The following is a 23,297-nucleotide window of genomic DNA, read 5'->3' as shown; positions in this document are numbered from 1 at the left end:
GGCATTTAACCTTTTGCTCATATTTATAATATTAAGATTTTTATGGTATTTTCCCTCTTATTACCTTCATCTGGATTTTTCTCAGAACTACAGAAAAGTGGAGGGTTATGAAGACATAGTATTTACTTGCAATGATAGCGCATACAGTCGGACATTCTGTGGGCTTTCAAAAAATGCCATCGATGTAACTGGACTGGAGAAAGAACAACACGAGTCAGATGAAATATATGAAAAGCTTAGGAGCCTAGTAGGCGATGATTACTATATCGACCAGTACGTTCTGTCTCCTGATGAAGATCGGATTCTTTATGAGGAGATGCATCCCTGGGGAGCAGGTGCTCCGACAGATGATGAGGATATCTATTTTAAGGTTGTAGACCTTAATGATGGGAGCATAGTTACTCTATTTAAAGGACCTCAGCAGTTTTTCGATATTTATTGGAAATGATATAAAAAATCCTATAAGAAAATTAGCACTCTACTTGACAGAGTGCCAATTTGGTGTTATACAATATATAGAACAAAGGAACAGAGAAGACCATAAGGACTTAGGTTCCCTAGATCTGAACCCTCCGTCCCAATGCTCAAAAATAAATGTTTTTGATGCAAAGGAGGAAAAAACTATGTTAGCACCTAGTATTTTTGAAGAAAATCTTTTTGACAATCTGTTCAATTTCCCGGATTTCAGAGAACTGAACAACATGGAGCGGAAGCTTTACGGACGTCACGCCGACAGGCTGATGAAGACTGATGTTAAGGAAGAGGATAACCAGTATGAAGTTAGTGTTGATCTTCCTGGTTTTGCCAAAGAGGATATTAACCTTGAACTGAATGACGGATATCTTACAATCAGTGCTTCAAAGAACATGAACAATGACAAGAATGATAAGAAAGGACGTCTGATCAGGCAGGAGCGATACAGTGGCTCGATGCAGAGAAGCTTCTATGTAGGCGACCAGATCACAGAAGAGGACGTAAAGGCAGCCTTCCATCACGGAGTTCTGACACTTACCATTCCTAAGAAAGAACAGGAAAAGCTTCCTGAAAAGAAACATATCATGATAGCTTAAGAGCCAATAGGCTCCACATAATAAGAAATCTCCTAAAAGGCATCCCGAGACCAATCACCTCGGGATGTTTTTTGTATTATGATTTTCACGACAAATCAGCGCAAGAAAAGTCGGGTAATACTCATATTCTCGGATTAAACTAATAATATAAATATCAGAATGAGGTAGGAACATATGAATAGACCAGTTACAACATTATTTATGCTAATGTCAGTAGACGGAAAAATCAGCACCGGATCAACTGATAACATGGATGTGGACAGGGATTTTCCTGAAATGGAAGGACTAAAAGAAGGACTGCATCAATATTACGAAATAGAGCAGACTACAGATTTGTGGTCATTTAATACCGGGCGTGTACAGGAAAAGATGGGAGTCAATGAGAAACCTATGCCCCCTAAAACACCTGTATCCTTTGTGCTTTTTGATAATTCCCATCTTACTGAGCATGGAATCAAGTACTTTTGTGAACTATCAAAACGGTTCGTGTTGATAACAACAAACTGGGAACACCCTGCTTTTAAAGTGAAAGCAGATAATTTGGAGATTATCTTTCAGGAAAACTTTTTCCTTGAAAAGGCTCTAGTGGACTTAAAGGAAAAGTATGGATGCGAAAGGCTTACTGTTCAAAGCGGCGGTACTATGAATGGGATGTTTCTTAGAAATGGGCTCTTTGATTTCGTGGATATTGTTGTAGCACCGGTCCTTATTGGAGGGAAGAATACCGCTACACTGATCGATGGAGATTCGATAACAACGAAAGAGGAACTTGGCAAACTCGGGATACTTAGGCTTACCAGCTGTGAAAAGCTTGAAGATTCATATCTAAGATTAAAATATGAAGTGGTGAAATAGCCTTGGACAGGCAGATTAATGAGGGAATCCGGGTTCTTGTTAACAGAGACTGGCGAGACGACAACAAGGACGCTTTCATCGAATATAGCAAAGGATTATCCATACCTTGAAGCGCAGAAAAGAGCCTTTGACAGGGCACTGATATCCTTCCTGCAGCTGGACATAGGTGAGGGCAGGGTATTTGCTGACAGTGAGGCGCTCCCTCAGACATGATGAGCCTATATGGGCAGTATAGGAGCTGAGAAAATGGTAATGATTTTCTATGAAAAAAAGAGAGAAGTAACTGGCTGTTTCAGCTAATTACTTCCCTTTTTTCATGGGCTGACTATTTCACAACCCCTTTCTTAACGATTTTATAGTAATTCCCAGGTTTATTTGATTTTAACGCGTTTTACTCTGCTCCACTTAGAATATACTTTACCCTGATCAGAGTTCTTATAGGATCGAATTCTGATATAGTAAGTCTTCTTGGATTTTAATTTTTTGACGGTCAGGCTGGTCTTTTTAGCACCTACCGTCTTTTTCTTTGCCGATTTAAAATCTTTGCTTGTTCCATACTGAACTTCATACCCTTTAATCTTGGAAACCTTCTTAAAGGTTACGGTAAATTTCTTTTTTTCAGCTTTGACTTTGCTGATTTTAACAGCTTTGATGGAATTATCAATTTTATCTTCTTCTGTTTCGGTAGAAGAAGTAGCAGTTACAGTACTGGAAGGGGTATTTTCAGTTGATGCCGTCTCACCAGTTGAAGGGCCTGTTTCACCGGAAGAACTGCCGGAATCTGTCGGATAATCCCTCTCTTTAAAACCATCAACATCTTTTGAATTAGCTTCCAGATAATCCCAGCAATTATCCGGATTAAAGGTATAATCTGATTTTGCATATTTTAATCTGATTCTATAAATATGCCCGCCATTTTTCGCAGTTATAGTCCTGCCTTTGGATAAAAAATTAAGTGTCCCTTCCCATTTAGTCCCTGCATTATCGGTATAGTCACCATACAGATACATTTCGCCCTTGTTTTCACTATTTCCAGCGATATCATTGCATGTATAATTACCTTTAACAACAACTCGGCCACTTTTATATACACTAAATATAGTGTGTGGGTGGTTGTATCTGCTTTTGCTTGTGTGATATATTAGCAAATCTCCATTTACTATAAGATCACCATAAATCATTGCAGGAGAATCATCGATAGTTAAATTACCATTAACAATTAGAGTTTCCTTATCTCCAATTTCAAATTGAGAAGTTGTCAGGTCACCATCAATTATTGTTTTACCATCATATGCCTTAGCTATTCCAAACATAGATGAGTACAGTTTTTTTCCAGGACTGGATAGTGTGACTGTCTTTTGACCTAAGAGCCCTGTGGCATTTATATACTTTGTAAAGATTATCTTATTACATTTTTCTAGATGTATAGTATGTATACGGGTCTCTTCATCAAGATCCAGAGTCTGAGTAGTTGGACTTGTTAAATAAAGATCGCCAAAAATTATTTCCTTTTTAACCTTAATATTGCCGTTAACATGGAAATTTGCAAAGAACTGCTGAATTGGAGAGTCTACAACTAAGTTTCCTGCTATAGTAGTACCAGAACCAAAGGTGGTATATTCTGCAGAAGATGTAACATATTTACCAGAAACCAGTTTCTGTATCCTGAAGTCTTTTCCTACGCTAACCTGAGAATTCAGGCCAGTATTCATTTTTCCTTCTTCCAAACGCAGATTGCCGTTAATATCAAGCACTGCATTATAATTCAGGGCAACATTACCTCTGGAAATAAAATCCTTCTTTACAGTTAGTTTCCCGTTAATTTCTACCGTGCCTTCCACCGTCAGATTGTCAACTTCCTGGACTCCGTCAACCTTCCAGGTCTCACCTTTTTTTACAATCTTGTCTGCCGCTTTAACATTAATGCCTGGTAACAGGCACAAAATAAACAGCATAGATAAACACAGTAATAGCTTTTTAATCATTTTCCCACTCATAAAACCTTTTTCCTTTCTCCCTTTTTGTGAAATTTGAAAGCTCCCATATATTTAGGAACATTTTACACATAATAAGATTTTATTACTGTAAAAACTGATTTACAAGTGCATTGTGGGGTGGTGTGTTAATTCACATTGCCTTTTTATTAACGGCTTTTTTGTCATATTTGGAATAGATGGTTGCAGTTTTTTGGAATCAGAATAAGGAGATTCAATAAAAAGGCCCTATAATGATATGATTAGTGATGAATCTGTGATTATAACTGAAGAAAATATAAAAGACATAAAGATAATTTCTGAAGGAGATTCTTATAGATTGGTTCTTTTTCTTGACAGCGAAGGTACAAAGAGGATTTATGAGGCAACAAAAGAGCTTTCAGAAACAGGTGGAAAAATAGGAATTTGCGAAGGACCATATCTTTATGCGGACCTTAATATATTCTTCGTAATTAATTCAGACCAAATAAATGTATTAACATTTGAAACCCTAGAGGAAGCAGAAGAACAAAAAATGTATATCTTATCTGGAAAATTGCCTTATGAGCTAGATGAAATAGAATCATATTCATATAAAAGGTAGAAGGGGGAGTAGAGATTTACGGGAGTCAACAAGGGTACATGCAATGTTTATGTTTATTCGATGAATGGGCTGTGTAAGAAAGTAGCTGTAACGGTTAAATAAACCTATAAGTTATTTTATTGAGGATGAGAAAATATGAATAAGGTAAACCTCAAAATAATATCGATAATAATGATGTGCTGTATTTTCTGCTGCTTTTTGACAGGATGTCCATCCCCTGCGGATGAATCCAAGGAAGCAGAAGGACATGTTAAGCAAGCGTTACCTATTGTAGAGGAAGCGCTTAATCAGGCATATCCCGATGCTGTTCTTGATAGAAAATCATTTCACGGAGTTAGTGGCATAGAAATCGGACCGGATCATGGTCTGACAGACTGGGTTGAAGGTCAGTATAAGGATGGAGGAATCGAAGATGTCCTGATTAATGTTAAAACTCGGAAAATATATACAACAGAAGACCAGGTTGCAGTGAGCATATATGCAATGAAACGGGCATATGGACTCTATAATGCTGATTCAGGAAATATGTATGGAAGTGTCGAATTTGATTTTGAGGCTCCTTATTGCAGTGAGAGTGATAAATACGGTAATTTCCCAAATCATGAATATGCTTCCGATTGATTCAGTTGTAGATGATAATTTCATGGATGAGCTACTGGATGGCTCGGAATATCACAAAACATATAATTTGCTTGTTGATGAAGATTTTGATATGAGAATCTTTGAAGAAACCGATTTTAGTCCGCTGGGGAAAAATGTTCGGGTTTATGTTGAGCAGCATGACAAAGAGTACCTTAAACAAATGAATACTCCGGGATTTACATTTGAACCAGGAGCAGAAGAGCCAATAGCTATTTTCGATTCAGATGATGATAACTGAATGGAGAAATCATTATATCCATTCGCAATTATATGTTCCATTGGTGGCATGGAGCATTAAGTCGAAGTAGTTCACTAAAATTTTAATAATCGTTTCACCGAATATGTCTATAATATAGATATAAAAGATTTTTATTTACTCCCTGCTGCAGCTGAAATGTGCTGCAGACCTGTCAAGCATACATCTCCTGTCCCGTGTTAACGGACAACAAACCTCTGCTAGGAGTTAAAGTTATGCGGCGGGGGAATCGTCCTCAGCGTTACTTTTCTTCTTGAACCGGCTGTCTATATAGCAGCCGGTTCCAATTTTTTAAAGCAAGAAGGAATTCGAAAAAATCTGCTAAATTTAAGCCTGCACTCTTCATATATAAATCACTCTTTCAAAACAGCTCTTATGTGTATATAATATCGATAGTATTTTTGAAATTCTATTTTTGGAGGGGTGTATGAAAAATAGTAAATCAATTATTTCTTTTATTCTTGCTGTATGCATTTCTTTATGTATGCTGTCTGTTCCGATTCCGGCACGTGCCGCAAGTTACCCGGCTAATCACTTAAACTGGCTGCAGAACCAGTCTGACTATCCGGCGATGAGAAGTGGTGGCTGCAGGGTATGTTCATATGCAAAAATTTTGAATGAACTCTTTGGCGGACGCCCGAGTAACGGACACTGGATGTACAATGGAAGGTATTTCGATCCGGATGTCCTGTTTGAATGGGCTGTTCAGCATGGCAGGATAACATCTTTATCAGATGTTACTGAAAAATCCCCTGTCGGGCAGACTGTGGTAGATTTTGCCGAGGAAGTTTTCTGTAAAAAAGCATCAAATGAGCTGATCCCGTTAAGTGGTAGTAACGAGAATAAGCGTACAAAGATTATTGACTATTGCAACCAGGGTTACAAAGTCGTCCTTGAGAGTGATCCTCATTTTACGTACGTAAAGCTGAACAATGGTGAACTATATGCTGCCGGTTCAGGTAATGGTTATAAAAAAGTAACAGATAAGGCGGATGGCTATGACCTGTCTTATTATGACTACATGAGGGTGTTTAAATTTGAGGATCTGAAACCTTCTGTTTCAGATGTTAGGGTTGAAAATATCACAGAGTCAGGGTTTGACGTGACATATAAGTTTACTGTTCCTAAATACGCAAATGTAAAGGGGATAGGTGTCCATATTGAATTCTATGCTGATCCCAATGAGGTTTCATACGGGTGGGCTGATTCTGAATGCAAGAAAGTTAAATTCAGGGTCAATGCAACCACCCTTTTAGACCAAGATTACAAGGAATCAAATTACTCTATATCCGGCGACAAGGCAACCGTTCATTTCGACCTGGTTGACGATTTTGAGAATTATTCACATATATGGCCTCAAGATCTTGATGGTAATCCGTATGGGGAGTGCTACTATAACAAGCTTCCAAAATCAGGCATGATTAGTACGCCTTACATTGCAACTATAGGAATTGATTACGAAAACCAAGCCCAGAAGGAAAACGGAGGTTGGTATTACTGTTGGGGGCCTGAGATTGAAGAAGGTAAATTTCCTGTAGATCTGAGCCGTGTGCTTGATGATCCAAAAGAAGATGAGGAAACTACGGAACAGGAGTCAGGTGATAAGCCAAGTGCTGATGATGCGACTCCTGTTGGAGAAGACAGAAATCCTGCTTATAACCCTCAGCCTGTCGAATCAGCATCAGAACCTTTGCAAATGAACCAAAAGACACGTTATTCCAACGTAGAGTACCGTGTATCAGGCGACAGGGAACTATCTATCGTGGATGTTTCGGGTAAGATTAAGAAATATCGGGTCCTGAGTGCAGTAAACATTGATGGCGTTACATACAAGATTACAGGAATCGATGCTAAAGCATTTAAAGGAGACAAAAATCTTAAAGAGATAACAATAGGAGAAAATGTTGAGGAAATAGGAGCAGGCGCTTTCAGTGGTTGTAAAAACCTTTCGAAAATAAAGGTTAAATCCAGACACCTTAGAAAATTACATAAAAACTCTTTTGCAAAAACAAGTAAGGACATGCAGGTCTGGGTCAGATATAAGGATAAATTGACCAAGTATAAAAAGCTCATCTCGAGGTCAGGTGTTTCATCAAAAACAAAATACAGCTATAAAAAATTCTAACAAATAGAAAATAAGCTGGTGATTATAAGAATTGCATTGGGAGGTAACCTTCTGATGCAATTTTTTATTGTCGTAATTGAAAAATATAAATGTTTATAAAATTATAATCTATGCACCTTAAGGACTATGGCTTATGGAAGTTATACGCGCTCTGATTTTCAGGATTTGTGCGGGATTTTAAAAATAGTCGGTTTTTCTGCTCATAATAACTTATTGCGTGGAAACCAATCGTATGAATAGCAAAACATATTATTATCTTAAATAGGTGTATGGTGTTATCTCCTTTTTAGAGGACTCATATATAGCAAATACCAAGTGGTATTTGGACATCTATGGTACGGAGCTAATCCAAATTATACCAAGACAGTAAATGAAGATTCCAAGGCGTTCATAAATAATCCGCAAATACAAATAAACGATTATCTATTGCAAAAATCTAATATGGGTCACTGCCGACTTGTTAAAGATGGAAAGCGCACTGCGCATGGCTGCGAAGAGTTATTTGTATCTACTATCTACAATAAAGCCTTGGAACGAAAAATAATAAATAATTTAAGCAACAAGGAACTCGGAATCGTTTTTTCCGGTGGAGCAGCTAGAGGCGCGTATGAAATAGGTGTTTGGAAAGCCTTAATTGAATTGGATCTTGCTAATAAAGTGACTGGGATTTCAGGAACGTCGGTTGGTGCACTTAACGCATTACTCTTCGCTCAGGGTGATTATGATGCTGCCGCTAACGTATGGGAACAGGTTCAAAAAAGAGATTTAATAAAACCAAGATTTCGGCTTAAGGAAAAATCAATAAATACCTTACAGCAAAATACAGAGCGTGCAAAAACGCCTGATGAGGTAGTGACAAATTTATATGATTGGATTAGGCAATTTTCAATCAGTCTAATTGATAATAATGTACCTAAGTTGATTGATCAGAGCATAAAGGATTACTCCTTCATGACAAACAAACTAATCTACACGTGTTTGTCCCTAAGAGGATGGCCTGTATTTCAAAATGCAGACAATGAATTAGATCCTGAATGGCATAGAGAATGGTATGTTCCATTAAATATTCTTGATAATACAGATTTAAAAACGATTGTTACAGCATCGACAAGGATTCCTGTTGTTTATCCCAAAAGCAGTATCAATCATATGTCGTTCGTTGATGGGGGAGTAACAGACAACACGCCTGTTAAGCCCTTACTTAACGCTGGCTTTAAAAAGATAATTGTAGTCCATCTGGATAATAGACAATATCAAGAATGTAATATTATCCATAAAGAAAATTCTACCGTATATAATATTGTTCCTTCTGGAGATCTGAAAGGATATTTATCAATTGATAGAGGCCTTACGCTGGGGAGAAGAGAAATGGGTTATGAAGATACAATAAGATTTTTAGGCTTTTTTCTTGAAAGAGGAATGATTTGATGATTTTAATCAGCAACTGGAATTGATAAAGGGTATGAGTGACTCGTTTGCAGGAAGAGTTTACATAATGGACTTATCAGATATGAAGATGAGGAGTTCGCTCAAAATATTACTTAAAATATTGCTTAATATAATGAGTAATGTTAAAATAAGAATGAAAGCGAGGTATTGATATGGCAGTAATTAGTCCTGTTTCAGATCTTAGAAATTATAATACTGTTCTGGAAAAGGTTGAATATGGTTCTCCGGTATATCTTACAGTAAATGGTCGTGGAAAATACACTATTAGAGACATAGAAGAAGACGAAGAAATAGAAAAGACTAAGGCTATGCTTCGTCTTATGTGTGAGCTCAATAAGGGACGACGTTCCGGAGAGGAAGAGGGATATGTTCCGGCAGCTGATGTCAGGGCACACTTCCGTAACAGACAGAAATGATTACTTATGACATTGATTATTCACCACAGGCCATAAGAGATATGGATGATATTTTTGATGATGTACTGTTGGTTTCATGCGACCTTGATATAACACACAGATATCTTGATGATTTGCAGGATAAGATTGAATCGATGTCCAAACACCCAAAAACAGGAACACCTCTGTATTATGAGGAATTGTTCACAGGGTATTATTCAGTAAGGTTTAAAGAGTATCTGGCATTTTACAGGCTTGAAGGAACCATGATGTATGTAGATAGAGTTCTACAGAGGAAGCGTGATTATATGTCAATTCTATTTGGTCACGTCAAGGATGAAGATAAACCTTTTTGACATAACAAGCAGAGAACTACCAGATTTTTTCAAGACTAAGCGCTTACTTTCCTCAGTTTAACAAATACTATTCATTAAAACCATGTCCTTAAGAATTAGCAAAACGACCAATCTAATATCAGACTTTAGATTGGTCGTTTTTAATTGACAAACTTTCATGAATAATCCCAAACCTATGAATTATATTTATACTGACATCATCGTCATAACACAATGAAAACCCTGCAAATAAGCCAATATGACACATTCGTCATATTGGCTTATGAAATACTTTAATACTTCACTGCGACACCGCGTAAAATTTCTGCACTTCGAAAAATTAGGATTTAACGGAATGATTTCGTATAACAAAAATTCACGGTGTGGCGTGTATTTACTATCGCTCTACCGTGAATCGTCTTTCCTTTATACTACCATTTTCCCTTATGGAAATCAATATAAAAATAATCAGTTACATCAGATTGATTCCACTCATATATTTACAACACATCTGGTTTCCCCCAAAAAACCTGCAATATCAATAATATAATAGGGACAAAAAAGAGCCCCATACAATGTGAGATAAATATTTCCTGTAGCGCATAGCTTTTTGCTGTATTCGATACAGGATAAATATCACCATATGCAGCACCAAAATAAGTCACTGTACTCAAATAAAAATGCTCATTGGTCCATATATTGCTTGTCTTCTCACCTGTCTGTTCGTTTATTGAGTTCTTCAAATTTATACTGCTTATTGGTATGTTTTCATGATTATAATTGCTAACATATATTTCTTTAGGATACAATTCACGATATCCATACTCATTCTGTCCGTATGTCCCACAAATTTCTGTTCTGCTATTTTCATCTTGGATATCTATAATTTTTATATTATTCTCATCTCTCTTTACTGTTATAGTAACTTGATCATATTTTTCTGAAAGTGGTATATCCTCATCTAGTATAGTAGCATTATTATTATTTCCACCAGATGGAACCTCGGAATATGCTAACACTTTTGCATATGAATTAAAATCCGAATAGGATTCATCAAATAATTCAGTAAAAATTGATATTACTGAGAACACAAGAACAAAATAGCTCATTAGAATTGCTGCTGAAAACTCCCATTTAATTATATTTTTATTTTTCTTGTACCTTTCCAATCCCTTATAAGAAAGGTATAGCAAGAAAGTTCCTTGAACAACGATAATGATAGCAGGAAGACTTTTTGCAGCCTTTGGAATAAGCCATGAAAGCGGAAAACCTATTATAGTCGGCGGAAACAATTGCAATCTAGTAATTATGTTATGTATTGATGACATTAGCACATATAACATTAACGCTGAATTAAGAGTATATAGGAAAATCATTCGTGGCTTATACACTCTCTTTTTTAGCTTAAAATACAGCAACCAACATATCAAAGTCACAAAAAAACATATCGGATTTCGAAATTCCACAGGACATATCCGGATTAATTCAAGAGTTATCCAGACCAATGGAATAGCAAGAATCACCGCTTTAATGGCATTGCAAATCTTTTTGATATCTTCTCCAAAAAGGGTATCCTTCTTTTTCTTATCTATAATGGTTATTTTACCAGAAATGTAATTGTCACTTTTTATTTTATCTCGAAAATCAGTTAATAACCGTTCTACCTTGCATTTTTCTGATGGTGAAACAAGATAAATATATACCTTTTTATGATAATTAGGCATAGCTTGATCCTTTATTATCATAGATTCAATCTTTAAACTATAATCTATATTATTATCGTCAAGAAATTTTGAAAATAATTTATGTTCCTTTTTCCCCTCTGTCCAATAGTAATCCATACCTAATCCCCACTATCAAATCATTATTATTTATAGAATGCAAAAACATATCCTGTCCCTTCTTACATAACAAAACACTATTTATAGTAGTGACATTAATTCTTTCGCATCCTCATTGTTAGATTAACATAAAAATGTAAAATATTTAAAGATAGCTTAGAAAACGGGATGTATTATTCAAACAAAGACCCTGCCGCTTCTGCAGCTTCATCAATCCTTGCTTCCTTATCTGAAATGTAGTGCTTGGAAGTATCGATAGTACTGTGATGAAGAGCATCCTTTATTGCATAGATATCCTTGGTTTTTGAGTATACTTTTGTGGCGAAGGTTGCACGCATCTTATGAGGTGAAATGTTGTCAGGAAGCCCAGCTTTTTCACAATATTTTTCCAGCATTTTCTGTATGGCATTTACGGACATACGGGTTCCTCTGGTTGAGATGAAAAGAGCATTTTCCCTTGAAGAGCCCACCAACTGAGGTCTTGATTTTATCAAATAGTCGGTTATTGCATCATAAACTGGGGTAATAACGCGTACTTTGTCTTCATCGCCACCTTTTCTTACAATACGCAGATATATTTTTGTTTTATCAGTTTTGTCGATATCGGAAATGTTAAGCCCGACAAGTTCGGAAATACGCATACCGGTTCCAAGCAAAGTCATCATTATCGCAAGATCTCTTGAAACCATGCGCTCATTGTATTTAACTGCATGCTCAGACATTTTATCCTGACTTTTGATAGCGGTTAAAAGCGCCGATACCTGAGAATCTGAAAGCTTTATTACATCATGTGCTTTAATCTTTGGGCCTTCTGTCAGAGCTGTCGGATTTTTAGTGATCATTTCATTGCCAATATAATATGTATACAACGTCCTGAGTACTGAGAGCTTCCTGCATTTCGCATTATTTGACAGTTCCTTGCCGTTTTCAGACTTTGCCATGTAGGATTCGATGTTGTTCTGGCGCAGTTTTTCAAGATCAGTCACTTCAAGGTGTTTTACCGAATCTTTTTTGGCAATTACCTGCACAAATCTAAGAAAAACATTTATTTCATACATATATCCAAGGATTGTGTTTGTTGAACGCCCCTTGGCTACCATGTGGTCATAGAAATACTCGACAAATTCTGGCATTTCATTTAAAAGCTCATTTATTTTCTCATTGTTCTTTATATCAAGCTGATCTCTGTATTCGTGGCTCATAATCATCCTCCCATCAAATTATAGCATATCTTTTGACAAAACTCGCATTTAATAGAAAGATGTATTGCCTGAATAATAACATTTCTTTTTCAATTTTTTACACGTGTCGGTTTAAGCTAAACTTGTAATATGTTTAAAGATAGGAGTGTAAAAAGTCAAAAATACGGCTTTTTACACTTTTTAACTTAAAAAAATAAAGCTTGAAAATATAAAAAGCCGTACTTTTAAAGAAAAATCTGTAAAAAGCCGAATGGATTAAAGCTAAAATTGTAAAAAACCGGGCACTGTAGTGTGTGCAATTTAATCATTATCCTGGTTATCATCAGTTCCATAAACGTCTACCTGGGATGCCTGCCTTTTATGTTCTTCTTCTATAGCAGCATAGTGTTTAACAGTTGTATTTACGTCTTTATGTCCCAGAACATCAGCAACCATATAAATATCACTTGTTCTGTTATAAAGCGCTGTACCATAAGTTCTACGGAGCTTATGAGGGGTGAGCTTTTGAGTAAGTCCTGTGTTTTTTCCATATTTTGAAATCATATATTGGATGCTTCTTATCGATAAACGCTTATGCTGAAGAGATATGAAGAGAGCAGGTTCTTCAGAATCATTGAGTAGGGTAGGGCGTTCATGATTGATATAATCCCTCAGCGTATTCCGGATAATCTCGTTTATGTAGAGATGATCTTCATCGCCGCCTTTTCTGACGATAGTAATTGTATTTTCATCAAAATTTATATCTGAAAGATCAAGCCCTGCACATTCTGAGACGCGGATTCCAGTATTTAACAGAAGAGTTACAATTGCCAGATCTCTTTTTGCAGTAGGTTCAGACATGACTTTGGAATGGTAACTTGCAGAATTCACAGCTGCGACAGAATCCATTAGAAGCTGAACCTGGTCAGGATACAGCCTTCGGATATCTTTCTTTACCTTTTCTTTCTTTTTTACAGCAGCTTTCACTGTGGGATCAATCTTAAGATAGTCATATTTGATCAGATATTTATAGTAATTCCGTACAGCCGCCATTTTTCTTGCAATTGCACGTTCTTTAGCAGGCTTTACATTGCCTTTTTTATCCGGTTTGTGGCCTGATGCAACATAATTTTGGAATTCATTGATGTCCTGAGGACCAAGATTTTCGACAACTTCAAAGGGGATATCTTTGATTTCAAGATTCTTGCACAGGGGATTCTTTTCCTTGAGAAATCCGTAGAAAAATAGAATATCCTGCGCATAATTTAAAGCGGTGCTTTCCTGATATTTGAGAAGACATTCCTCAACAAATCCATGTGTATGCTGAGGAAGAATGTTTTTAATGCTTTCAGTATCTTTACGGCGTTTCTGCCTCAATGAATTGTAATATTCTGAATTTTCACCCATGACTTCACCCCTCAGCTTTTTCTAAAATAATCGTATCACAAAAGGGGAATTTTGTGCAATGATATTTGCGTTAGCAACGCGTTCCTGTTAAATGAATTTTTAAGTGCACCACTGCAAGACATAACGCACACCCATGCAGTTACCTTTGCAATATATGATTAATTAGGCGATAATTGTTTATGTTCTGCAGATTGATTACTTCTTGAATATGGGAGGTAATCAGAAATGTCTCAATATAAACATTTAACGTTCCAGGAACGCATTCGCATTGAAGAACTTCTTGAGAAAAAAGTCTCTATCAATATGATTGCTAAAGATCTAAAGAAATCCAGATCCACCATTGCAAGAGAAATTCAAAGAAATCGTTATAAAGTATCTGAACCAAGTTATCGAATTCATCCATGTATCCATAAAAAAAGCTGTGAAAGAATGCATGTTTGTGGGGATGAATCATGCCGTAGGCATTGTAATACTTGTCTGGGTACTTGCAACACAAATAATTGTAAAGATTATGTACCACAGCAATGTCGATTTATCGAGAATTCCCCTTTTGTATGCAATGGTTGTGACAGAATTGACATTACCATGGGGGATAATGCCTGCCGGTATATTAAGTTCAAATATCAGGCAAAACGTGCCCAATTGTTGTATGAAGAAAAACTTACTGAGTCCCGTTCAGGGATTTCCTTTTCTCCTTCTGAGGTAGCTGAGATAGATAATCTCGTATCTCCTCTGCTACTTAATGGTCAGTCAATTTCCACTGTTTTCTTTAATCATCAAAAGGAACTTCCCTGCTGTGAAAGAACACTTTATAACCTTGTAGATGGCTGCTATCTTACTGCCAGAAATATCGATATGCCAAGAAAAGTGAAGTTTAAGACTCGCTACAAGCATGGTACTGGGCGAAATCATGATGTGTTTACATTTGATAGAACATATGCTGATTTCAAGAATTTTCTTATAGAAAATCCAGATGTTTCGATCTGTGAAATGGATACAGTTATTGGTAAGGCTGATGAAGGTCCCGTCATACTAACACTGATGTTGCGAAGTTGCCATCTTATGCTAGCCTTCTTGCTCCCTAACAAGACTCAGAGCTGTGTCATCGATACTTTAAACAATCTATGCAAAATGATAGGAATTGAGGCCTTTAGGCGAATTTTCGGGGTAATAATCACAGACAGAGGTACGGAATTTTCTAATCCACTGGCACTTGAATGTGATCAATATGGGGAAATAAAAACAAGGGTATTCTATTGCGATTCCTACTGCTCCTGGCAGAAAGGAATGATCGAGAAAAACCATGAGTTCATCAGGTATGTTATACCCAAAGGGACAAGCTTTTTAAACCTGTCCCAGTCAGATATAACGCTTGTCATGAATCATATCAACAACTATCCCAGAGCTTCATTAAACAACTGTACGCCATTCGCACTGGCGGAAATGCTTGTTGATAATAAGCTTCTGGAAGTGCTTGGATATCACAAAATCTTGCCGGACGATGTGATACTTAAGCCGTCATTGATAAAAAAATAAATCAATAGAATTATAACAGAAATCAATCTGCAGGACTAAGTGCATAGTATTTAGAAAGTGGTGTGAAGTGACCGCTTAGTCTTGCAATAAATTGGTCAGTTCTCTGTTTTCTATGCCTTTATAAAAGAAAAGCCGCATAAAATCTAGCTTTTCAAGATTGAATAATGCCAGATCTTATGCGGTTACTTTTACATTTCAAAGAAATTTCAAAAGTGTGCACTAACCTTTTCTAGTAACGTAGCAACGCGTTCCAGCGGGAGGTGGACCCCCTGTCTGACATCGTTCTTTATTGGCTTTATTTCTTTGTTGGATATGCCGTTAATTCTTCAAACTCATCTACCGGCATAGGCTTGTAGAAATAATATCCCTGCATTTCCTCACATCCAAGACTTCCGAGGAAATCAGCCTGTTCCAGTGTCTCAACACCTTCTGCGATAATAGAAGTTCCAATAGCATGGATCATCTGGACCATGTAGCTAAGTATTGTCCGACCCATCTTTTGGTCACCTGAACCGGTAATAAATCGAAGATCAAGCTTTATGCGATCAAGGATAACTTCTTTTAACATATTCAGTGATGAGTAACCACTTCCAAAGTCGTCCATTTCAACTTCAAAGCCTGCTTCACGAAGTTTGGTTGTTGTTTTGATGATGGTATCGGAGTTTTCGACATATGCGCTTTCCGTTATCTCAATACGAAGTTGACCAGGCAATAGGTTATAGAACTCTTTTAATGTATTAAAGTGGTCGGCTACATCAGGGTTCTTTACTATATCAAGTCTTGATAGGTTTACTGATACACACAGTTGTCTGCCCTGATCATTCCATCGCTTCAAATCCTTACACACAGTGTCCCAAACGTGACAGTCAAGATCATAGATAAGCCAAGCATCTTCCAAAACCGGAATAAATTCTCCCGGAGAAATGTTTCCATCCTTCTTGCTTTTCCAGCGGCAAAGAGCCTCTGCACCAGTTATCATCCCAGTCTTATAGTTGACCTGTGGCTGATACCATACTTGTATTTCCCCAGACTCAATAGCTGCAGGAAGGCGACTTGCGATACCGGCACTTTTCCTTCCCATGTCCCACTGCTTTGGGTTATAAAACTCAAATCCTTCTTTCTTGGATTCTCTGACTTTTCTTTCTGCAATGCGGGCATAATCAAGCATCTTATCCACGTTTATGTCTTTATAGTCATCAGGCATAAGAACATAAATACCAGAGCAGAGCCTTACAACAAAGTCTTTTCCACGATCGCTAAAATAATTGCGAACAGGAGTCAAAATATATTTTTCATCCTGAAGAATCTGTTCATTGCCGCCAATACATCGAAGGATAACAAAATGATCTCCATCATACCTTCCTATAGCTTCTTTATCGGTAAGTACTTCAAGGCTTCTCTCAGTCCAAAATTTTAACAGCTCATCTCCGGCCTTCCAGCCAAAGCTGTCGTTGATGAACTTAAAGTCTTTTATGTTGTTATAGGATATCGTATACGGTGTATCAGGGTTGTTAGTGAGTAGTTCCTCAACTTTTTTACGGAATCCATTGTGGCTGAGCACACCAGTGAGAGGATCGATATCCTCCATTATCCGCATCTTTTCCTTCTGCTCTTCAAAATATGCTTTCTGTCTTAGGACAAGCATTATAACAAGAGCAGCAAAAAGGATAGTCCCAATAATAAGGAAGTACTTATATTGGTAGAGATAGTCTTCAAAAGTATATACATAAAGATCTCTGGTAGTGTAATCAAGGGCTATAGCCTGTTTTTTGGTTTCAGGAATAGCTGCAATTCCTTCGTTCAGAAGTTCAATTCGTTTTTTTCCCTCTGGGGTTTCAAGAGTTCCGGCACGAAAATCCATTGAAAACATGGCAGAAGGCTGTACTTTAAAATCATTATAGGATGGCTTTTGAAGCACATAGCTCCACGCATATGAGTTATGTAAAAGTGCATCTACCTCTTCATTTCTAAGCGCTTTAATGCAATCAGCCATGGAATTGTAAAGGTTTATCGTTATTCCAGGGTATAACTGCTTTACAGTTTCTGCTACTCCGCCCTGTGATTTTAGCATGCCTACTCTGATGGTATTTATGTCAGAAATAGAGTGCTTATCTGTAGTCACAAGGGTAAATGGGGTCTGGATGAGATTGTCCGATACGATGGTCGCTTGACCAGATGCACTTGAAACAGCACTTCCAAAGGGCATAACAAGATCGTACTCAGTACTATCAAGGGCTTCCTTAAGATTTGATTCACTTATAGCTTTGAATGCGACATTGAAACCAGCTTCTTTGGCAGCGGATTCCATAAGATCAACGCCGATTCCTGCAATCTTGCCGTTGTCTTTATCAATGTAAAACATAGGACATCTGTCTACAGGCACACCGACTGTAAATTCTGTAGCAGGAGAATCAGACGAGGCATAAACAGGCGTCAAAAAGACTCCCAGATAGATTACCAGGAAAAGGAGGGCTATGCTGATAGTAGTATGGATCCTTTTTGATTTCATGATACACTCGCCTTATTGTTTGTTCTTTGCTTTAGATACTCACACTTCATTCTAACATTATTATGTTAAAATACGATAAATAATAAATAACAAATCGATAAAGGCGACTTCTAGTATTCCGGCATTGCTAACTTATGCGCATACGGGACTTGAACCAGGGATTCACGGAGCACCATTAGAACATAAAAAAAGTGTTCCGACGCTATATGAGTCATCGGAACACCATAGACCGACGCAGCATGGCATTTCCATCCTTGCAATAGTAACATCCCTTATGTCCTTGTTACTGATAACTTCTGTCAGTTTCTCAGTGTAATCTCCCTCATCCGGTTTGGGACATCCGATCATTGTAAACCTGCCTTGCATCAGAAAAAGAAAAGTATAAAACTTTATTCGACAGGGTAAATGAAACAACAATACTATAAAATTCGAGGCATTTAAGCTCTCTTATGTTTAAAGTGATGCTGTCTGGGTTTGTGCTTAAATGCAACTATGTTTAGAGGCTTTTCATCCTTTTTTGCATAATTCTCATATGCCTTCTTATAGTGTTTCTGTCCGGCCCAGATATCGTCAGCTACAGGCGCCCACTCTTTTGCGTAATCATCACACTTTGCACACAGATGCTCAACACTTTCTTCGGATTCTTCATTTGTACCATGAGCTTCTGATCTTTCGACCATATCCCTTAAAAGAGCCGGATTTTCAAGCATAGGGCACGGTCTTAAATGGTTCTTATTGAAAGGCTGGCCCTTATGGTATTCCATGAAAAGAGGACTTTGAAGCATCTCAAGTATTGAATGTGTATGTATATTGGTGTTGGAGAAGTGGACAAATACGCATGGTTCAGCATCTCCACTTGAATTGATGTGGAAATAGTTTCTTCCGCCTGCGATGCAGCCACCGACAGCTTCACCATCATTCTGGAAGTCCATAGGGAAGAATCCCAGGTCACATTTGACGCTTCTAAGGAACCTTATCTGATCCACCATCTTCTTTCGCTGCTCTACTGTAGGCATAAGCTCAGGAACAGCATTGTTTCCAACCGGCATGTAGTGGAAGAAAAATCCGAATCTAGCACCTTTTTCAGCAATGAACTCGATGAACTTGGGATCAGTCACTGCCTCGATGTTGTTTCTTGTATAGCAGATGGAAGTTCCATAAACTATTCCGTACTTTTTGAGTAGATCCATGGCATTCATTACTGCATCATAATGACCAAGGCCACGTCTTGCGTCATTAGTCTCAGGAGTTCCCTCGATAGAAAGCTGGAATGTGAGATTTCCAAGCCTTACAACTTCTTTACAGAAATCCTCATCAATAAGTGTTGAATTGGTATAGATAGAGAACTCAACATCATTGTGCTTTTCTGCCAGTTTCAAGATATCTTTCTTCCTTACAAGAGGTTCTCCTCCTGTCATCATGTAAAGATATACTCCCAGCTCTTTTCCCTGGGTAACGATTTTGTCCATATCTTCAAAAGACAGATTGTGCTTAGGTCCATAAGTACCTGACCAGCATCCCGCACAGTGCATATTGCAGGCGCTTGTAGGGTCAAAAAGAATAAGCCATGGGATATTGCATCCGTATTTTTCCCTGTTTGCCCTGATCATTTTTGTGCCTCTGAAAAATGCCTCATAGCCAAGATTGAGCATCATCATCTTTGCAACATGCGGATCTGTCTCATCTATTACTTTATTCAAAAACTTAACCCATCTGTTATCCGGATCTTTAAATGCCGCTCTTACTTTATCAAGGCTTTCTTTTCTGGCTCCATCTTTACCCCAGAATTTCTCTGCCTGGTCAACAAGCTTAAGATAAGTAGCAGTCCTGTTCTCCGTTTTATCGAGATTTGCAAGGAACCTGTCAATCAGTATGCTAAAAGCCTGTCTTTGTACTTTGTGAGAAATGTTTTTTGCTAATTCCATACTTGTTATGCCTCCCCAAACGATGCTACAATTATTCTGATGTAACAAGTGTAACGCCACAGCATATTAATAACAATGGCTCTACCATCGGACATGACAATATTTCGTTTAAGTGAACCGATGTTACATTCTTGCATTTTTTGTAACGTCGAGAGGGAGAAAAAATGAAAAGCTCAAAAGAATCTTTAACAGAAATGCAAAAAAAAGAAGTTCTGAGGATGAATAATAAGGAGTCCAATCAGCTGACAAGAGAGTGTCTGCAGCTTTCGCTTATGCATCTAATGAGCGAACACCCTTATGAGAAGATCACCATCAGCGAGATAGTACGCCGTGCAGGAGTATCAAGGACGGCGTTCTATCGAAACTATACAGATAAAGAAGATATCCTGCATGAGCTTGGGGATGAAATAATAAAGCGTATAGCGGAGATCAGCGAAAAGCCCGAACTGCACGAAAACCCACATCTGTGGTTCGAAGATATTTTTCGGGCTGTCAAAAACGATAAAGATATAATATCTCTGTTTGACCAAGCCGGAATTCTTCAGAATGAACTCTTTCTTGAAAAAGCGGTCTCAGAGCGGCTCTATCCTACAGCTGACCCAGAAAAGAAGTATCTCAGACTTGCTGCCGAAGCTGCCATTTTACAAATACTCATAAGCTGGTTCAGGGATGGGATGCAGGAAGACGAAAAACAAATGGCTGATATCTGCGTAAATATCTTTGATAACGCTTTGAGCAGACTGCCATAATTAACAAGGACCTCTTCTAACATGAGAAATGATCCTTCCTGGCGTAAACGAAGTAATTCTTGCGCATATGAAGCTTGACCCCGGAATTCCCTTAGCACCAATAGAACATAAAATTCCGATAGAACTAAGTCGCTGCGCGACGGCCTGCCAAGGCTGTGGCGCAGCGTTTCTTTTACTCAAAAAGCAGTAGATAGTGAAACTATGATGATGTATGTTTAAGTTACCACACAAAAACCGAACATTACCAAGACCACTACTACTGCCATGAAAAGCGTATCATTTATCATTACTTCATACAAGCACTTTCATTGGGAACGTCCGCCTCCATGGTTAGGGTAACTTTCAGATTACTACTAACTATGGAGGTTTTTATGTACGAAGAAATTCTAACAAAAATTGAAAAGGAATGCGAAATAAGAAACCTTTCGCCAAGAACGTGTTTTATCTATAAGTTTCATACTACCAAGTTCCTGGATTGGGTTGGAGATAAGCCTATTTCAGAGCTCTCTCTTTATGATGTCCGGAATTACATTCTGGAACGCAAGGATGACGGTGCAACACCCGGTTACTGCAATTCTATGTCTTCTGCGCTCTCATTCTTTTATAAACATCTGCTGCATATCCCGTGGGATCTTGATATCGTTCCCAGAATGAAGATTGATTGGACATTACCACAAACTCTTTCTTTGGAAGAAATTGAAAAACTAATAGACACTGCTGAAAACATCAGGAACAAAGCCATAATAGCTCTTGTCTATTCTTCAGGACTACGTGCAGGTGAAGTTGTCAGGCTTGCACCTGGCGATATTTACATGAGCACTATGCAGGTTCACGTACGCAACAGCAAAAATCGAGGAGATCATTGGACTATTCTTTCAGAAAGAACCTTAGATCTCTTAAAACAGTATTGGCGCTCCTATCCTGTACCGAGGGATTATCTTTTTGTTACACTGAAGAATCCTCATAATCCGCTTCATGTCGGCGGTGTAGAGATCATGATGAAAAGAATAGGTAAAGAAGCTGGTATCAAGCTGCATCCCCACATGCTACGCCATTCCTTCGCCACTCATCTGATTGAGAATCATACTGACAGAGAGTATGTTCAGGCTATGCTCGGGCATAGATCTCCGAATTCTACTCAGGTTTATATCCATGTTTCAAACAAAGCCATCATGGGTGTTAAAAGTCCTTTAGATACTCCCAAGAAAAAGAAGCGCAAGAGAAAGAAAAAGGAAGACTGACATGGATAAAATAACTATTCAGGATGTTTTTGAACAGTTTCTTCCTACGATTGCTGACAGATCATTTTCTGATGAGCAGTTCAGGGCAATTCAGTGCATAAGGTCCTGTCGTACAGCAGCAATGGGTGCCCATGTGAGTGAATGCGAATCCTGTCATTCTAAATTTATTCACTATAATTCATGCAAGAACAGGCATTGTCCTATGTGCCAGGCAATGGAAGTCGATGAGTGGATAGACTTAAGACGTGAAGATGTGCTTGATGCGCCATATTTCCATACTGTATTTACTGTACCTGGACTTTTGTATCCATTAATCTATGCTAATCAGAAGCTTCTTTATGATGCCCTTTACCATGCAACTAATAAAACGCTGTCAGAACTTTCCAAGGATACCAAACACTTTGGAGCAAAGATAGGATATATCTGCATCCTTCATACATGGGGTTCCAAGCTTAATTACCATCCACATATTCATACGATAGTTTTGGGAGGAGGGCTTGATGATAAGAACCATTGGAAGGACAAAGGAAATAAATTCTTTCTACCGGTAAAAGTCATGTCTGCTGTTTTTAAAAAGTACTATCTGGAAGAGCTGAAATCCCTTCATGAATCCGATAAACTATCCTACACAGGAAATGCAGAAGCACTGAGGAATCAGTACGAATTCAAGAGTCTTCTTAATAAGCTTTACGCTATGGATTGGGTTGTCTATTCCAAGCGGACATTTAAAGGAGCCCAGGAAGTCTTTAAGTACCTTGGAAAATATACTCACAGGATTGCCATTAGTAACAGGCGTATTCTGAGCATGGATTCTGATAATGTAACCTTCAGCGCAAAGGACTATCGCACAGATGGTAAATACAGGCCAATGACAATCTCAGGAGAAAAGTTCATATCGCGATTTCTACTCCACATACTTCCTAAGGGATTTGTAAGGATACGCTACTATGGTCTCCTTGCCTGTAGGTGCAAATCTCAGAAAATGACTCTCTGCAGAAATCTTCTCGGATGTGAACAGTATTTATCTAAGCTCAGAGGAAAAACAACTGCTGAAAAGATCAAGATTCTTTACAACCATGACATTTGCAAATGTTCCAAATGTGGTGAGCCTCTCATCACTTTTCGTATAGATGGCAGATATATGCTTTGTTGAATAAGTGGATCTCATATCGATGGACAAGCCTTTTAACGAAGGCTTATTTTG

Annotated in this window: 21 protein-coding genes and 1 pseudogene; 15 read left to right on the top strand and 7 right to left on the bottom strand. The window is 37.9% G+C overall.

What is annotated here, in order from left to right; genetic code table 11:
- From G587_RS0115495 to G587_RS25590, 4 genes are all read left to right on the top strand, one after another.
- The coding region (locus tag G587_RS0115495; protein ID WP_026493002.1) for a hypothetical protein at window positions 1-448 on the top strand (448 nt) is incomplete at its 5' end.
- 175 nt (window positions 449-623) lie between these two features.
- On the top strand, window positions 624-1,070 hold the full coding sequence (locus tag G587_RS0115490; protein ID WP_022762324.1) for an Hsp20/alpha crystallin family protein: 447 nt from the start codon (window positions 624-626) through the stop codon (window positions 1,068-1,070).
- Window positions 1,071-1,244: 174 nt separating this feature from the next.
- Window positions 1,245-1,925: a dihydrofolate reductase family protein gene (locus G587_RS0115485; RefSeq protein WP_026493001.1), complete on the top strand. Its 681-nt coding sequence runs from the start codon at window positions 1,245-1,247 to the stop codon at window positions 1,923-1,925.
- 36 nt (window positions 1,926-1,961) lie between these two features.
- Window positions 1,962-2,138: a hypothetical protein gene (locus G587_RS25590; RefSeq protein WP_155829592.1), complete on the top strand. Its 177-nt coding sequence runs from the start codon at window positions 1,962-1,964 to the stop codon at window positions 2,136-2,138.
- Between the two features lie 158 nt (window positions 2,139-2,296).
- Here the strand turns inward: G587_RS25590 and G587_RS0115475 are convergent, their stop codons facing one another.
- Window positions 2,297-3,922 carry a fibronectin type III domain-containing protein gene (locus G587_RS0115475; RefSeq protein WP_081673365.1) on the bottom strand — a complete coding sequence of 542 codons (1,626 nt, stop codon included), beginning with the start codon at window positions 3,920-3,922 and terminating at the stop codon, window positions 2,297-2,299.
- Window positions 3,923-4,157: 235 nt separating this feature from the next.
- Here G587_RS0115475 and G587_RS0115470 point away from each other — a divergent pair, with 235 nt between their 5' ends.
- The 7 genes from G587_RS0115470 (at window position 4,158) to G587_RS24670 (ending at window position 9,725) form a co-directional block, all read left to right on the top strand.
- Window positions 4,158-4,502, top strand: a complete 345-nt coding sequence (locus G587_RS0115470; RefSeq protein WP_026492999.1) for a hypothetical protein — start codon at window positions 4,158-4,160, stop codon at window positions 4,500-4,502.
- A 135-nt stretch (window positions 4,503-4,637) separates the two neighbouring features.
- Window positions 4,638-5,123 carry a hypothetical protein gene (locus G587_RS0115465; RefSeq protein ID WP_026492998.1) on the top strand — a complete coding sequence of 162 codons (486 nt, stop codon included), beginning with the start codon at window positions 4,638-4,640 and terminating at the stop codon, window positions 5,121-5,123.
- Entirely contained in the window at window positions 5,110-5,382 is a 273-nt protein-coding gene (locus G587_RS0115460; protein WP_196812592.1) for a hypothetical protein, read from the top strand. Before G587_RS0115465 ends, G587_RS0115460 begins: the two co-directional genes overlap by 14 nt.
- Before the next feature lie 445 nt (window positions 5,383-5,827).
- Window positions 5,828-7,525, top strand: coding sequence for a leucine-rich repeat protein (locus G587_RS0115450; protein ID WP_026492996.1), 1,698 nt, complete (start codon window positions 5,828-5,830; stop codon window positions 7,523-7,525).
- A gap of 315 nt (window positions 7,526-7,840) precedes the next feature.
- Window positions 7,841-8,953, top strand: coding sequence for a patatin-like phospholipase family protein (locus G587_RS0115445; protein WP_026492995.1), 1,113 nt, complete (start codon window positions 7,841-7,843; stop codon window positions 8,951-8,953).
- Window positions 8,954-9,126: 173 nt separating this feature from the next.
- Window positions 9,127-9,390, top strand: coding sequence for a type II toxin-antitoxin system prevent-host-death family antitoxin (locus G587_RS0115440; protein ID WP_026492994.1), 264 nt, complete (start codon window positions 9,127-9,129; stop codon window positions 9,388-9,390).
- Window positions 9,387-9,725: a type II toxin-antitoxin system RelE/ParE family toxin gene (locus G587_RS24670; RefSeq protein WP_051201083.1), complete on the top strand. Its 339-nt coding sequence runs from the start codon at window positions 9,387-9,389 to the stop codon at window positions 9,723-9,725. Before G587_RS0115440 ends, G587_RS24670 begins: the two co-directional genes overlap by 4 nt.
- A gap of 479 nt (window positions 9,726-10,204) precedes the next feature.
- Here the strand turns inward: G587_RS24670 and G587_RS0115430 are convergent, their stop codons facing one another.
- The 3 genes from G587_RS0115430 to G587_RS0115420 form a co-directional block, all read right to left on the bottom strand.
- Window positions 10,205-11,545: a hypothetical protein gene (locus tag G587_RS0115430; protein ID WP_026492993.1), complete on the bottom strand. Its 1,341-nt coding sequence runs from the start codon at window positions 11,543-11,545 to the stop codon at window positions 10,205-10,207.
- Window positions 11,546-11,718: 173 nt separating this feature from the next.
- Complete coding sequence (locus G587_RS0115425) at window positions 11,719-12,747, bottom strand: tyrosine-type recombinase/integrase (protein WP_026492992.1); 1,029 nt, start codon at window positions 12,745-12,747, stop codon at window positions 11,719-11,721.
- A 300-nt stretch (window positions 12,748-13,047) separates the two neighbouring features.
- Complete coding sequence (locus tag G587_RS0115420) at window positions 13,048-14,133, bottom strand: tyrosine-type recombinase/integrase (protein ID WP_024864897.1); 1,086 nt, start codon at window positions 14,131-14,133, stop codon at window positions 13,048-13,050.
- Between the two features lie 225 nt (window positions 14,134-14,358).
- Between G587_RS0115420 and G587_RS0115415 the strand changes: the two genes are divergently transcribed.
- A complete protein-coding gene (locus G587_RS0115415) occupies window positions 14,359-15,669 on the top strand; it encodes an IS30 family transposase (protein WP_026492991.1) in 1,311 nt (436 codons plus the stop codon).
- A gap of 295 nt (window positions 15,670-15,964) precedes the next feature.
- Here the strand turns inward: G587_RS0115415 and G587_RS0115410 are convergent, their stop codons facing one another.
- The 3 genes and pseudogenes from G587_RS0115410 to G587_RS23065 all read right to left on the bottom strand — a co-directional run bounded on the left by G587_RS0115410 (window position 15,965) and on the right by G587_RS23065 (window position 20,103).
- Window positions 15,965-18,178: an EAL domain-containing protein gene (locus G587_RS0115410; RefSeq protein ID WP_035786979.1), complete on the bottom strand. Its 2,214-nt coding sequence runs from the start codon at window positions 18,176-18,178 to the stop codon at window positions 15,965-15,967.
- A gap of 225 nt (window positions 18,179-18,403) precedes the next feature.
- A pseudogene (locus G587_RS26890) lies at window positions 18,404-18,532 on the bottom strand (4Fe-4S ferredoxin); the annotation flags it as partial.
- Window positions 18,533-18,615: 83 nt separating this feature from the next.
- The gene (locus tag G587_RS23065) at window positions 18,616-20,103 is read right to left on the bottom strand and encodes a radical SAM protein (RefSeq protein WP_013282476.1); all 1,488 of its coding nucleotides are present in this window, start codon (window positions 20,101-20,103) and stop codon (window positions 18,616-18,618) included.
- A 164-nt stretch (window positions 20,104-20,267) separates the two neighbouring features.
- Between G587_RS23065 and G587_RS0115395 the strand changes: the two genes are divergently transcribed.
- From G587_RS0115395 to G587_RS0115380, 3 genes are all read left to right on the top strand, one after another.
- On the top strand, window positions 20,268-20,852 hold the full coding sequence (locus tag G587_RS0115395) for a TetR/AcrR family transcriptional regulator (protein WP_013282475.1): 585 nt from the start codon (window positions 20,268-20,270) through the stop codon (window positions 20,850-20,852).
- Between the two features lie 371 nt (window positions 20,853-21,223).
- Window positions 21,224-22,093: a tyrosine-type recombinase/integrase gene (locus G587_RS23060; RefSeq protein ID WP_022757610.1), complete on the top strand. Its 870-nt coding sequence runs from the start codon at window positions 21,224-21,226 to the stop codon at window positions 22,091-22,093.
- Between the two features lies 1 nt (window position 22,094).
- Window positions 22,095-23,246, top strand: a complete 1,152-nt coding sequence (locus tag G587_RS0115380; RefSeq protein WP_026491914.1) for an IS91 family transposase — start codon at window positions 22,095-22,097, stop codon at window positions 23,244-23,246.
- Window positions 23,247-23,297 lie beyond the last annotated feature (51 nt).

Source organism: Butyrivibrio sp. XPD2002 (assembly GCF_000423945.1).
Taxonomy (GTDB): domain Bacteria; phylum Bacillota; class Clostridia; order Lachnospirales; family Lachnospiraceae; genus Butyrivibrio.
Note: the sequence above shows the minus strand (reverse complement) of the source record. Positions and strands in the feature narration are given on the sequence as shown.